Origin of the sequence: Brucella pituitosa (assembly GCF_003049685.1) — a bacterium.
Classification (GTDB): Bacteria; Pseudomonadota; Alphaproteobacteria; order Rhizobiales; family Rhizobiaceae; genus Brucella; species Brucella pituitosa.
Genome location: NZ_PYSY02000001.1, coordinates 2330200 through 2343556 on the forward strand (window position 1 = coordinate 2330200; position 13357 = coordinate 2343556).

Below are 13357 nucleotides of genomic sequence, written 5' to 3' on the forward strand. Positions count from 1 at the left end.
GACGATGTCCACGGTCCATTTTGAAAAAGTCGCGCTCATCGGTATCGGCCTTATAGGCTCATCGCTGGCGCGCGTTATCCGCCGCGAAGGCTTGGCCAATCATATCGCCATCGCCACACGCAGTGCCGAAACATTGAAGCGCGCCGAGGAATTAAACCTCGGCGACAGCTATTCCACCGACAGTGCGAGCGCAGTCAAAGACGCTGATCTCGTCATTGTATCCGTGCCTGTCGGCTCGTCTGGTATAGTTGCAAAGCAGATAGCAGGCAGCCTGAAGCCGGGTGCCATCGTCACCGATGTCGGGTCGACCAAGGCATCGGTTATCGCGCAGATGCAGCCAGAGCTGCCGGAGAACGTGCATTTCATTCCCGGCCATCCTCTGGCAGGGACTGAATATTCCGGCCCGGATGCAGGCTTTGCTGAGCTCTTCACCAATCGCTGGTGTATTCTCACGCCTTTGCCCGACACCGATCAGGCGGCAATCGACAAGCTTTCTGCCTTCTGGACGGCTTGCGGTTCGCGTCTTGATCAGATGGACCCACAGCATCACGATCTGGTGCTGGCCATCGTTTCGCACCTGCCGCATATCATCGCCTATAACATCGTTGGCACAGCCAGCGATCTGGAACAGGTGACGAAATCAGAAGTCATCAAATATTCGGCTTCAGGTTTCCGTGACTTTACCCGTCTGGCAGCTTCCGATCCAACCATGTGGCGCGACGTCTGCCTGCATAACAAGGATGCAATCCTTGAAATGCTGGCACGGTTCTCGGAAGATCTGGCATCCTTGCAACGCTCGATCCGTTGGGGTGACGGCGAAGCTTTGTTTGACCTCTTCACCCGCACACGCGCTGTGCGCCGTGGCATCATCGATGCGGGTCAGGAAGTCGATGCGCCGGACTTTGGTCGTCAGGCAGCCGCACATCCCGGCGAACAGAAGTAAGAACTACGCTTTATAGGTTCGGCAGTCGACCGAGCGGAATAAATCCAGCACTGGCTCTTCCCTTACGAACGGCAATCTCGAGAACGGGATTGCCGTTTTCGTCTTTCGGCATGGCGGAAAGAGCAAAAAGAACGGTGGCAATGTTGCCGCCCTGTTCAGGGAAAATTGTCTGTCCGGCCTGCGCAAAGGATTGCGGATTGACCATCGTGACTTTGAGGTCCGCATTAATCTCGCCTTCCATATCGACCGAAAACGGACCCGCGATGGAAAGCATTGCCCCGTTTGGCATGGACAGAAACGCCTGATTGATCACGCCGCTATGACCGCGCATCCGTTCATTGAATGGTGATGGACTTGGCGCGAGGAAGGTCGCGGCATTGGCAATCGCTATATCGACCAGCCCATCAATCTCGGGGCTTTTGGCATGCCCGATCACATAGGGTTCAAGCTTCAGTGCTGCAAAGCGTCCATTGATCTTGAGCTGATCGTCTTCGCTGCTCATACGGAAATTCATCTGCTCAAGCTTGCTGATCAGTTCTGTGGTCGTGGTTTCCGTACGCACGCCGACGCTGACGTCACGCGCATTCAACTCAATCTCGGTCGGAAATGGACGTGCAAGACGCGTATTGGAGGTGAACTTGCTCCAATTGACCTCAAGAGGCTGGATGCCGGGAAACTCGACAAAGGCGGGACCCGATAATTCATTGCTCAGCGAACGTGGTGCATAAACCGGAGAACCCGACGTAAAGCGACCCGCGCGCAATGACATGCCTTCGGAGGGCTTGCGCCATGAAATGCTGGCGCAAACCACATTCACACGCAGCGGATAGCCACTGGTGTGCAGGTTTTCACATTGAACACCGATGCCTTGCGATGCGAGCTTGGCCATATCGGCCTTAGCACGCGCTTCGATCTTGTCCGCCACATAGAACCAGCCTGCCGTATAGGCTGCGATAAGCACCAGAGCGATAACCGCGATCGTGATTGGACGCTTTCTGGATTTCGTCGATTCAATTCCAGCATGCGCCATTGAAAAAGCCTCTTTCAATCAGATAGTTGGTTGCGGTGACAAAGCAAAGGGCATTAGGAGCCCGAACCATCATCATCTGTTCTGCTGTCCCCAACAGGTGGCTATATTATGGCAGGATTGAGTCTTGTGAAGTTCCGTCGATCAAAAAATGCGGGATATCCTGAGATTACCGATAAAAACTCGCCATAATTGAACATATATTGATTCCCATCATGACAAGACGCACTGACGATCAGCGAATGAACGACTTCTGGGTATTCGGTTATGGCTCCCTGATGTGGCGGCCCGGCTTTGCCCATGTCGAAACCATGCGCGCACGCCTGCATGGATATCGTCGCAGCCTCTGCATCTATTCCCATGTCCATCGCGGAACGCCCGACCATCCGGGTCTTGTGCTGGGTCTGGATACTGGCGGTTCCTGCCTCGGCATTGCCTTCCGCGTACCCGGCGACATGACAGATGAGGTCATGATCTATTTGCGCGAACGCGAAATGTCGAATCAGGTCTATCACGAAAAATGGCTGCGCCTGCGTCTGGCAGACGGTCGTGATGTGCAGGCCGTTACCTATGTTGCCGACCGACGCCACACACAATATGCAGGATCTCTCAAAGCTGAGGATGCGGCTGCAATCGTTGCTACAGCGCAGGGCGATTCCGGTGCCAATGTCGATTATGTCTCCAACACACTTGAGCATCTGCGCAATATGCGCGTACGCGATCATGCATTGGAACATGTCAACGATCTAATCTGCAACAAAGTGAACCGGCAGAAGCACGACGCAGCCTGATCAGCCTTGCTTGTACCGGCGAAAGTGATCGACCAGCGCATCTTTGCCGTTCACGATCATAATGCCCGTTATTACAAATACCGTGCCCACAACGAAGCTGGCTTCGATAGGTTCGCCCAAAATAATCGCGCCCAGAATCACCCCGAAAATCGGTGTCATGAAAGAGAGCGAACCCAATTGGGACGCGCGATAAATTCGCAGAAGCTGAAACCAGATCAGGAACACCGCGAACGAGACAATCACGGCCTGAAAAGCGAAACTCCCAATCACCATAGTGTTCCAGCTGATCTCCGCTTGTCCCATCAGGAATGCGGCAACTGACAAGGTCACGAAAGCTGTGAGCAGCTGATAGAGCAGGGTCTGCTTCGCCGGCAGTGCTGCGAGACGCGAGCCACGGACCACAACGGTCGTTGCACCCCACGCTACCCCAGCAAGCAGGCAGAGCCCATCGCCAACAAACATCGCGTGCAGGTCACCATGGACAGCCTCACCGCGAATAAGGAAAGCGATCGCAATGCCTAGAAAGGCAATGGCGATGCCGCCCCATTGGGTCGTCGTCAGTCGCTCTGATGGAACCAGGACATGCAAACCGAGTGCCGCAAAAAGTGGTGCTGTATAAAGCAAAACCACGGCATGAGCGGCAGAGGTTAAACGCAATCCCTCCCCCAGAAACAGATATTCAAGCGCAAACAGCAAACCGACCAGTAAGCCCGGTTTCCAGATACCATTGGCAATCGTCAGTGTTTCACGCTGCGCGATCATGATAGCGGCGATTAATGCAGCCCCCACGCCCGAACGCAGTGCGATCTGGAACAAGGGTGAAATATCCGCAGCCGTCATTTTGAGCAGTACCTGCTGCAAGCCGAGGCTGATGCAAACAAGAAGCATCATTCCAAAGGCGTGCATGTCGACGGGCTTGCGCTCCATTGTCCGAATCCTCGTGATTAATCCGAATAATGGGTGTACGCTTGTCAGGTATAGAGCATATAGCTTAAAACTGACAAACCTTAGCGCAGGATTGCCATAATGGCGGTAATCGCCCTCGAAGCCACGCATCAACCTCCGTTTACAGAAGCCCTGCCGGAGCCGCTGTTCTTTCGAACAGCCTGCATGCCGCCGGCTGCACGCTATCCCATGCATCGCCACGATTGGGGGGAATTCGTCTATTCCTTCACTGGTGTGATGGAGGTACGCATTGGCGACAGCCATCTGCTGGCCCCGCCTCAATATGGAATATGGCTTCCACCGCATATTGAGCATCAGGGCCTCAATCGTCAGGAAGTATGCTACTGCTCGCTCTATGTGACCGAAGAGCTTTGCACCGATCTCCCAGCCAAGGCCTGCGCACTCAATCTCAATCCATTGATCCGCACCCTGCTTGAACATCTGCGGATGAAGAAGCCATCGCAACCGCAGCGACCGCAGGAGACGCGACTGCTGCATACACTGCTCGACCAACTGGCGATTGCTCCATGTGCCGGATCCTATCTCCCCTCCAGCACCGACCCTGCCCTGCAAAAAATCCTGTCTATCCTGGAAGCCGATCCAAGCGACAATCGTACACTTCACGATCTTGCAAAGGTCGCAAATACATCCGAAAGAACACTGATGCGCCGCTGCAAGCAGGAGCTTGGCATGAGCTTTCCTGAATGGAAACAGCGTCTCAGAACGCTGAAAGCCATGCCGCTGCTCGAAGGGGGAGCCAAGGTCGAACATGTAGCGCTGGACCTTGGCTATGCCAGCGCATCGGCGTTCATCGCCATGTTTCGCAAACTGATGGGTATCACGCCCGACGAATATCGCAGACAAATTGGTGCCTGAACGCACAGCGCAGAAAACTCTGGCTGCAACTGAAGCAAAATGCGGCTGTTTTCTCGTGCAGGCATACGATGGATATTAAAGTTGCATTGCTTACACGGCTTGCCCTTGTTCTTGCCCAAAGCAACCGCTACATCTCGGCTAAAGCATCGCTCCGGAGCCTGACTGGATTTTGGACAATACGATGCAGAGATTCAAAGGGTTGGAGTGGTCTAGCTGGGTCAGTTTCTGATCTGCACCGCTCCGATTGCCAAGGAGACCTTTATGATCGCATTGTTCCGCACCATTGATCTGGCGCTCGATATCTATACTTGGATCATTATCGCTAGTGCCGTTTTCTCATGGCTCTATGCGTTCAACGTCATCAATTCTTCCAACCGCTTCGTGGCTTCAATCGGTGAGTTTCTTTACAAAGTAACCGAACCGGTTCTGCGCCCGCTCCGTAATATCCTGCCCAATCTCGGCGGCATCGATATTTCGCCGATCGTCGTGCTGCTGATTATCTTCTTCATCCGTCAGTTCATGTGGACGACGCTGCTTCCTGTGCTTCTTTAGGGAACGCTCAGAACAGATCAAACAAAAACGCCCGGACTTTCATCCGGGCGTTTTTGTTCAATTTTGCGAGGCTAATTATTTGCCCTTGGCACGTTCGATCGCTTCAACGATGAACTTGCGAGCGTAATCTTCATCGCCCCAATCGCCGATCTTGACCCACTTGCCGGGCTCCAGATCCTTGTAGTGTTCAAAGAAGTGCGCGATCTGCTTCAGCGTGATTTCCGGAAGATCGGAATAATCATGTACCTTGGCATAACGCTGCGTCAGGTTTGGCGAAGGAACTGCAATGATCTTCTCGTCCTTGCCGGAATTGTCTTCCATGACCAGAACGCCGATTGGGCGAACATTGATCACGCAGCCAGGGATCAGCGGACGGGTGTTGCAAACCAGAACGTCAATCGGGTCGCCATCTTCCGAAAGCGTATGCGGCACGAAGCCGTAATTGCCCGGATAGGTCATAGGTGTGTAGAGGAAGCGGTCCACAATCAGGGCGCCAGCCTTCTTGTCCATCTCGTACTTGATCGGCTGTCCACCGACCGGCACTTCGATAATAACGTTGACGTCTTCTGGCGGATTGTTGCCGATGGAGATAGCATCAATATTCATGATGGGTCCTTTCGTGTCGCGCTCTGATAACGGGTTTCATGTTTGCGTGCAAGAAAAACGAAAGTTCAACAAAACGCGACGAATTGTCGTTCTCTTGAATGGAATAGAGCGCGATCAGGTTATTTGTTCGATTTAGTGATTATTCACCCAGTTCTTTCAGCCGCTGAACGGCTGTTGGTGGCATGGGTGGAGCGTTGGTGTCACGACTTGCTGCGACCAGAAGTTCGTCACAGGCCGTTTCTGTTGTCTCGATCAGTCGACGCAGAAATTCTTCCTTTTCGAGGCCTGCCGGAATAAGCGGCAGCACACGGCAACGGACAGTCCCCGGAAAACGCAGGAATTTACGGCGCGGCCAGTAAAGCCCGGCATTATGCGCTATCGGCAAAACCGGAAGATTCAGCGCTTCGTAGAGATGCACGATGCCATATTTATACTGCGGCGGCGCACCCGGCGAACGACGCGTTCCTTCAGGGTAGATGAGAATCTGCCGACCTTCGGCAATAGCCTTCTGCGCGCCTTTCGTGATGGAATGCAGCGCCTTGACGCGCGATCCACGATCAACCGGAATCATTTCCATCTTCGCAACATACCAGCCAAAGAGCGGTATCCGCATCAGTTCACGCTTGAGGATCAAAACCGGATCATCGAGCTGCGGCAGGAAAGCATAGGTGTCCCAGGCCGACTGATGTTTGGGCGCCACGATATAAGCACCTTCAGGAATATTATCGAGGCCTTCGATCACATAATCGGTGCCAGCAATATATTTCTGAAGCCAGAGATTAACCCGTGCCCAGGTCTTGGGAACAATCCAGGCTTTCTTGCGCGGAAGCAGAAAATAGAACGGCGTATAGAGGATCATCTGCACGAGAGTGCCGACGTAAAAAGCCAGATTGAATAAAATGGAGCGCAGATAGAGAAGCATCGTATCGGCGAGAACCTTGGTTAAACCTGGTCTTCGTATCGGTTTGACGCGAACAGATCAGGTAAAAAGAAACTGGGAGCTTTTCCAAGAAAGCAGCGGCACCCGATATATCAGGAAGCGCAACTTTTTCCATAAGGAAATCTCAGTGCCGAATGATCAATTCAGTGTCAGCCAAGGTCGGGAGTGAATGTATCGCCGAAAATCTTCGCCCCACCAACACGAAGAGCTGCTCCCAGATATTTGACATATTCAATGAACAGGACTCGGAGCGTATCGCCTTCGGCCACCCAACTATGAGCGCGCTTTTCGCCGTTCACCACAGGATAGGGCACAAATTCCACGTCCTGCATCCGGTATGACATCTCCAGGATGCTGCGCGGGATATGGTAATTATTGGTGACGACGATCACGCGATGATAGTTGTTGGCGCGGATCCAGCGTTCGCTTTCAGTCGCATTACCTACAGTGTTAAGCGCCGAACGATCCAGATCGACGCAACAATCAAACAGGCTCGGATCGGTATGCGTTGCACGCTGTAGCGATTTTTCCGTGGTGGACGGATGCACGCCGCTGATCAGCAAGCGCTTGCCCTGTTTCCCTTTCAGAAGATCGAGCGCCGCCTGTATGCGCGACTGCCCGCCGGTCAGAACGACAATCGCGTCCGCTGGCTCATCCAACACAGGCGATTGCATGCTGGTGACCTTCTCGCTGAACGCGACAAAGCCGATCAGAAAGGCGACAAGGGCCAGAAAAAGCACAATGGAAATAGGCTGAAGTCGTCGAAATATACGCATCAGGACAGACCATATGAATTTACCGACAGCCAACGCAAGCATGGATGGCAAAAGTGTAGACGGCGCATCCGTTGTGGGGCTGCGGCGCCACACCACAGCGCCCCTATGCGCTTCCGCCTTTGCTTCTCTGCCTGCCACCGCATCAACGCTTCCCGAACGCTCCGCCAATACCGTTTTCTGAACCTTGCGTTCACTCACCTTGCTATCATAACCATCATTGCGGCGATAACTCGGAAAGTTACCGGAAATTCGTGACTTCCGGTTGGTATTGGCAAAAAAGACAGTCATTCGGCCCGCACTCCCGGACCATCCATCGTGGAGAGCTGGCGAACAACGGTCAGACGACTTGTCAGCATCGTCAGCACACTTACCAGAATGATGATCGCAGCCGCGCCGATATAGCCGTCGCGCCCAATGGCAAAATTGCCAAACATCGCAGCAGCCTGATCTGCAGCCGGTGTCCCCATATGCCGCGACGCCCACCATGAAAAGACGAAAAACACAAACATGGCAGCCATACCGCCAAACAGTGCGCCTTTAAGAGCTGTGCGGAAGAAATGCCATTCAAATTCGCGCGCGACGAATTTCGATTCCGCACCAATGAAATGCAGAACCTCGATGATATGCCCGTTGCCGGACATAGCGCCACGGGTGGCAAAGATAACCGTCAGGACCGTTGCCGCCACCACAAGCGACAAGACGCCCGTACCAATCAGTACCGTCGTATTGGCCATCGAAACAAGTCTGTCGACCCATGTGCGATGGTCATCAAAACTTGCGCTCGGAATGGCGCGGGTGATTTCAGCGCGCATGGTTTCAAAATCCGGCGGTGCATTTTCGTCTATCGTCACAACAACCAGACGCGGAACCGGCAATTCATCGATATTGAGGCCGCTGCCAAGACATGGCTCAAGCAAGCGAGCGGTCGCATCCTTGTCGATAATGCTGGTGTCTTTCACGCCAGCAAAACCGCGAGCAATACCGCTTGCATCCTGAAGCGCCTTGTCCATGTCGAGCCCATCGACAGGACGGATCTGAATGGTCGCCTCGCGCGCAATCTGGCTTTGCCATTGGGCAGCCGAAGCACGCACCAAAGTCACGCCACCAAGGGTAAGACAGGCAAGAAAGGTCATGATCGCGATCACGATCACCAGCGCCGTACCCGTCACGCTTCCATCTGGGACGATTGGACTTGGGCCTTGCCGCTTTCGGCGCTTACCGATGCGGACCATCAGCATATCCTTGAGGTCTTCAAAGCGTATGCGCAGATCGTCCATGACTTTCCGGAGAGCTCTTTGCCAGTCTTTGTCAGCTTCAATCATAGATATCGAGCCGCCCATGTTCGAGAACCATGCGCCGTGCATTGACCTGATCCATCAAGGAAAGATCGTGCGTCGCAATGATAACAGCAGTACCTGAGCGGTTAAGCTCTGCAAAAAGCCGCAACAGACGTTTGGCTAGTGGCGGATCAACATTGCCTGTCGGCTCATCCGCAAGCAGAAGTTCGGGTTGGTCAATCAATGCGCGTGCAATGGCAGCACGCTGCTTTTCCCCGCCCGAAAGTACAGGCGGCAGCACATTCATGCGGTCGCCAAGCCCGACCCAGTGCAGAAGTTCCTCCACCTCATGCCGATAAGTCGCCTCTTCCTTGCCGCGCACACGCAACGGAAGTGCTACATTTTCATAGGTCGTCATATGATCGAGCAGCCGAAAATCCTGGAAAACAATCCCGATCCGCCGACGCAAAAGCGGCACTTCCTTGTGGTCGAGCCGCGCGACATCCTTGCCGAAAATATTGATCAGCCCGCGCGTCGGTTTCAGTGCCATGAATAAGAGGCGCAGCAATGACGTCTTGCCTGCCCCGGAAGGGCCGGTCAGGAACTGGAATGAGCGCGGCGGAATATGAAAGCTGACATCCTTGAGGATCTCTGGCCCCATTCCATATCTCAGGCCGACATTCTCGAAACGTATCACCGGTGTGCTTCTCTAAATTGTCCGCATTCCGATTGGGCTACGGATGAAATCGATATCAAAATGACCTTTAACCCCCATGGTTAATGTGAGGTTAACGCGACTGGAATCATCAATAAAAATTGCGCGAGCATTGTGTTTTTATAACGCAGAACATTCAGGCAATTATTGGAATGTGCGCAAAGAAATCCGAAACGATCTGACAATCGTCAAATCGCCTCCAATTTGACAGGAAAATTTAGGGCGCATACCGAAAAGTGCAAAACGGTTTTCGGCAAAGAGATGCGCGAAAAGAAACAGTGCTATTCCCAGCAACCGAGATTGCGGCCTTTGAGATTATGGGAATCGATATCTGTGACGAGGCGAGCATCTTCACGCAACAGAACCATGGTCGTACGCTGCTTGAGGTCGATCCTTTGCCAGCCGCCACATTCCTTCGGCATAGCAGGAGCGCTGTCGATCCTGACCGTTTCAGACCATGCACTGGCCGAACAACCGGACAATACCGCACCAACGGCAACCACCATCACGGATTGCAGAATCGATCTGCATGTTCGTGCCTCAATTTGAATCTTCAAGGCTGGCAACTCCCTATAACGCCCCACGAAACACCCGCTTTGCCGAGATCGTTTTCATCGCAATTATCTGCATGAACAAGTTTCTTATAACGCGCGTGCGACCACGACCGCAATATACAAGACAAAACCAAGCATGATTTAAATTAAGGCCAAAAAGCGGCCAGTTTATGGGTTTTTCTGGCTGTTTTGAAAGTTTGGAACTATTTAAAAGAACATTCTAATACAAATTAAAATCAAACTGAAATTTACTGCTATCATTGCAATATCCGACAATTTCTACAAACTTATCGCCCAATTAAACACGATTGATGTAAGAAAAACCCGGCTATATATTTAGCTATCTGATTCGCACCGGCATTTATCACTGCACCGACACTGGGGACTTCCATGTTGAACAAACTGTCTGCGGAATTTTTCGGAACATTCTGGCTCGTCTTCGGTGGTTGCGGCAGCGCGATCTTCGCTGCAGCCTATCCTGAACTGGGCATCGGCTTTTCTGGCGTCGCTCTCGCCTTCGGTCTGACCGTTCTGACGATGGCTTATGCTGTCGGCGGCATTTCCGGCGGCCACTTCAATCCAGCCGTCTCGTTCGGCCTTCTGGTTGCGGGACGTTTTCCGGCGAAAGACCTCATCCCTTACTGGGTTGCACAGGTTCTGGGCGGCGTTGCTGCGGCAGCCGTTCTTTATCTCATTGCAACCGGCAAGACCGGCTTCACGGCAGGTGGCTTCGCGTCCAACGGCTATGGCGAGCTATCGCCCGGTGGCTTTAGCCTCACGGCGGCATTGATTGCTGAAATCGTACTGACGGCGTTCTTCCTCATCGTCATTCTCGGTTCGACCTCATCAGCCGTACCATCGGGCTTTGCACCGATTGCCATCGGCCTTTCTCTGACCCTGATCCATCTGATCTCGATCCCAATCAGCAATACATCGGTCAATCCAGCCCGTTCTGCGGCTGCGGCCCTGTTTGCAGAAACTGGTGCTTTGGGGCAGCTCTGGCTGTTCTGGGTGGCCCCACTTGTAGGTGCCGCGATTGGTGCCATCATCTGGAAAGGCCTGCTCGGTAAAGATTGATCAGCACCAACTGATCAACAAAGACCATGCACAATCATCGAAAAGGCCGGTTTATATCGGCCTTTTTGCTTTTCCCGATCAGCAACAAACAGAAAACTACTCCGCATATGTTGCAGAACCGTGGGATTCTCCAAGAAAAAGTGATCATTTCCCGCTAAAAACTGCTGTAAGAAAGAATTCCCTTTTACAGATGTCCTGAGCAATGTCCCCCAGCACCGATGCTTCTCATGCGGATCGCTATGCCGCATTCCGTCATACTCCATTCAAAAAATACTGGGCAGCACGCTTCCTGAGTGCATTCGCCGTCCAGATCGTCAGTGTTTCCGTCGGCTGGCAGATTTATGACCAGACCCGAGACGCTTTCAATCTCGGCATGGTCGGGCTGGTGCAATTCCTGCCTGCATTGCTGCTTGTTCTGTTCACCGGGGCCGCAGCCGATCGCTTTGGCCGACGCCTCGTTATGGGGCTGTCGCTCATTCTTGAAAGCGTGGTCACGGCAATATTGCTGGTCCTGACACTCACCGGACTGTTTGAGCCGCTGACCGTCTTTGCAGCCTTGCTGATCTTTGGCGTGGCACGTGCATTCCTCGGACCATCTTCCGCTTCCCTCGTGGTCAATCTGGTTCCGACCGAGGATTTCGCCAATGCAGTTTCGTGGAACGCATCGGCATGGCAAGTGGCGACCATTGTCGGCCCCGTCGCAGGTGGACTGCTCTACGGCGTCTCACACATTGCGGCTTATGGTGTGGCGACCGTATTTCTGATCGCTGGCTCCATCCTGATCTTCTCCATTCCAAAGCCCAAACAGCATACAACGACAGAAGAGCGCTCGCTCTCCACCATGCTCGCGGGCTTCCGCTATATCTGGAAAGAGAAGATCGTACTCGGTGCCATTTCGCTCGATCTTTTCGCCGTTCTGCTTGGCGGCACGGTTGCACTTTTGCCAATCTATGCCCGCGATATTCTGGATCTCGGTCCATGGGGGCTCGGTCTTCTGCGCTCAGCTCCCGGCATCGGTGCCGTACTCACGGCGGTCTGGCTTGCGGGCCACCCGATCCGCGATCATGCCGGGCGTGTGATGTTCGTCTTTGTTGCCCTGTTTGGCCTGTTCAACATCATCTTCGGCGTTTCAACACTGACATGGCTTTCGATCGTCGCTCTCGCCCTTGCCGGTGCTGCCGATATGATCAGCGTCTATATTCGTGAAACCCTGATGCAGCTCTGGACGCCCGATCATGTTCGCGGTCGCGTCAATGCGGTCAACATGGTGTTTGTGGGCGCTTCTAACGAGCTGGGTGAATTCCGTGCCGGGTTGATGGCTGCTGCCATTGGTGCGGTTCCTGCGGTGGTGATTGGCGGCGTTGGATCGATTGCCGTTGCAGCCGCCTGGGCCGCCATGTTCCCGCAATTGCGCAAAGCACGCAATTTGCAGGGCAGAACTTAAACCCCAGAGCGTGTCAGACCTCTGGCGCGCTCTTATTGGCTGCGCGGACACGCGCCTCGATCATATTGCGATCTTGTTCGGTGACGCCGATGAGATGGGCGACGCGCCACATCACATCTGCTTCTACTTCGCTGACGATCCCATCCGCGTAAACGATTTCCCACATCAAGGCCACGAAATCGACGCGGGCCTGATAATCGAGATGACGCTTCAGCACGGAAGTAAAATCTGAGAGGCTGATAGATTCCTGATCAGCTTCTTCTGCAGCCTTGATCAGCTTTTTAAGCGCATCACCTTTGAGGCCATATTTCTGCGAAAGCATGGCCGAGAGTTTTGCACGCTCGCTTTCGCGCGTTTCGCCATCCGCATCCATGATGTGAAACAGAAGGGCAGCTGCTGCAAGCCGTGGGTCGGCATCGGAAAACTTTTCGCCCCGCTCACGTAAACCGTTGCCCGGCAACTCTTTCAGAAAATCCAGCAAACGCTCGAACATTCACCCTCGCCACAAAAACACTTATGCCAGCAAAACGCCGTTCTTTAGAACTATTGAAAATAGCGGGCTAATGGCGAGGCACAAGACGGCAAACCGCCCTGTCTCGGTTTTGACTGCTCAAGAGAGGGTTGCCGTGGTCTTTAGGCAACAATTAGCCCACCCCCTTTAAAAGTCATTTTAGAGCGGTTACAGTCAAAACGGAGTCGCCGGAACCGCTCTAAGTATTTGTTTCGCCGCATTTACCTCACGCAAAACCGCTTCGCACTTTTGCTGGAAATGCTCTAGGGTCTGTGGGGAATTAGGTTTTGGGCGTGGCGTGAGACGGATTTTGTTTCTGAACA

At 53.4% G+C, this 13357-nt stretch carries 15 protein-coding genes; 6 read left to right on the plus strand and 9 right to left on the minus strand.

The annotated features are described in order from the left end of the window. Positions 1-4 precede the first annotated feature (4 nt). Positions 5-943, plus strand: coding sequence for a prephenate/arogenate dehydrogenase family protein (locus C9380_RS11465; RefSeq protein WP_024898580.1), 939 nt, complete (start codon positions 5-7; stop codon positions 941-943). Positions 944-953: 10 nt separating this feature from the next. Here C9380_RS11465 and C9380_RS11470 read toward each other — a convergent pair whose 3' ends face one another. Continuing rightward, positions 954-1973 carry a DUF2125 domain-containing protein gene (locus tag C9380_RS11470; RefSeq protein ID WP_128093563.1) on the minus strand — a complete coding sequence of 340 codons (1020 nt, stop codon included), beginning with the start codon at positions 1971-1973 and terminating at the stop codon, positions 954-956. Positions 1974-2185: 212 nt separating this feature from the next. On the opposite strand from C9380_RS11470, the gene C9380_RS11475 reads away from it, so the two are divergent. Next, positions 2186-2761 carry a gamma-glutamylcyclotransferase gene (locus tag C9380_RS11475; RefSeq protein WP_128093564.1) on the plus strand — a complete coding sequence of 192 codons (576 nt, stop codon included), beginning with the start codon at positions 2186-2188 and terminating at the stop codon, positions 2759-2761. On the opposite strand, the gene C9380_RS11480 is transcribed toward C9380_RS11475, so the two are convergent. Next, positions 2762-3688, minus strand: coding sequence for a DMT family transporter (locus tag C9380_RS11480; protein WP_128093565.1), 927 nt, complete (start codon positions 3686-3688; stop codon positions 2762-2764). 99 nt (positions 3689-3787) lie between these two features. On the opposite strand from C9380_RS11480, the gene C9380_RS11485 reads away from it, so the two are divergent. Together C9380_RS11485 and C9380_RS11490 are read left to right on the plus strand one after the other, a co-directional pair. Continuing rightward, the gene (locus C9380_RS11485) at positions 3788-4582 is read left to right on the plus strand and encodes an AraC family transcriptional regulator (protein ID WP_100558487.1); all 795 of its coding nucleotides are present in this window, start codon (positions 3788-3790) and stop codon (positions 4580-4582) included. Between the two features lie 261 nt (positions 4583-4843). Beyond that, positions 4844-5134, plus strand: coding sequence for a YggT family protein (locus tag C9380_RS11490; RefSeq protein WP_024898575.1), 291 nt, complete (start codon positions 4844-4846; stop codon positions 5132-5134). A 75-nt stretch (positions 5135-5209) separates the two neighbouring features. On the opposite strand, the gene ppa is transcribed toward C9380_RS11490, so the two are convergent. The 6 genes from ppa to C9380_RS11520 all read right to left on the minus strand — a co-directional run bounded on the left by ppa (position 5210) and on the right by C9380_RS11520 (position 10005). After that, positions 5210-5740 (minus strand): inorganic diphosphatase, encoded by a 531-nt coding sequence (gene ppa, locus C9380_RS11495; protein ID WP_024898574.1) that lies wholly within the window; start codon positions 5738-5740, stop codon positions 5210-5212. 139 nt (positions 5741-5879) lie between these two features. Then, positions 5880-6662 carry a lysophospholipid acyltransferase family protein gene (locus C9380_RS11500; protein ID WP_024898573.1) on the minus strand — a complete coding sequence of 261 codons (783 nt, stop codon included), beginning with the start codon at positions 6660-6662 and terminating at the stop codon, positions 5880-5882. Between the two features lie 167 nt (positions 6663-6829). Then, on the minus strand, positions 6830-7744 hold the full coding sequence (locus tag C9380_RS11505; protein WP_024898572.1) for a YdcF family protein: 915 nt from the start codon (positions 7742-7744) through the stop codon (positions 6830-6832). Continuing rightward, on the minus strand, positions 7741-8733 hold the full coding sequence (locus tag C9380_RS11510) for a cell division protein FtsX (protein ID WP_435373146.1): 993 nt from the start codon (positions 8731-8733) through the stop codon (positions 7741-7743). The genes C9380_RS11505 and C9380_RS11510 overlap by 4 nt, the downstream gene beginning before the upstream one ends. Positions 8734-8770: 37 nt before the next feature. Beyond that, the gene (gene ftsE / locus C9380_RS11515; RefSeq protein ID WP_024898570.1) at positions 8771-9394 is read right to left on the minus strand and encodes a cell division ATP-binding protein FtsE; all 624 of its coding nucleotides are present in this window, start codon (positions 9392-9394) and stop codon (positions 8771-8773) included. Between the two features lie 335 nt (positions 9395-9729). Next, positions 9730-10005 (minus strand): hypothetical protein, encoded by a 276-nt coding sequence (locus tag C9380_RS11520; protein WP_100558485.1) that lies wholly within the window; start codon positions 10003-10005, stop codon positions 9730-9732. 387 nt (positions 10006-10392) lie between these two features. Between C9380_RS11520 and aqpZ the strand changes: the two genes are divergently transcribed. Further along, complete coding sequence (aqpZ, locus tag C9380_RS11525) at positions 10393-11079, plus strand: aquaporin Z (protein ID WP_024898568.1); 687 nt, start codon at positions 10393-10395, stop codon at positions 11077-11079. Positions 11080-11281: 202 nt separating this feature from the next. Next, positions 11282-12523: an MFS transporter gene (locus C9380_RS11530; RefSeq protein ID WP_128093566.1), complete on the plus strand. Its 1242-nt coding sequence runs from the start codon at positions 11282-11284 to the stop codon at positions 12521-12523. A 13-nt stretch (positions 12524-12536) separates the two neighbouring features. Here C9380_RS11530 and C9380_RS11535 read toward each other — a convergent pair whose 3' ends face one another. Beyond that, positions 12537-13016 carry a tellurite resistance TerB family protein gene (locus tag C9380_RS11535; RefSeq protein WP_024898566.1) on the minus strand — a complete coding sequence of 160 codons (480 nt, stop codon included), beginning with the start codon at positions 13014-13016 and terminating at the stop codon, positions 12537-12539. Between the last annotated feature and the right edge of the window lie 341 nt (positions 13017-13357).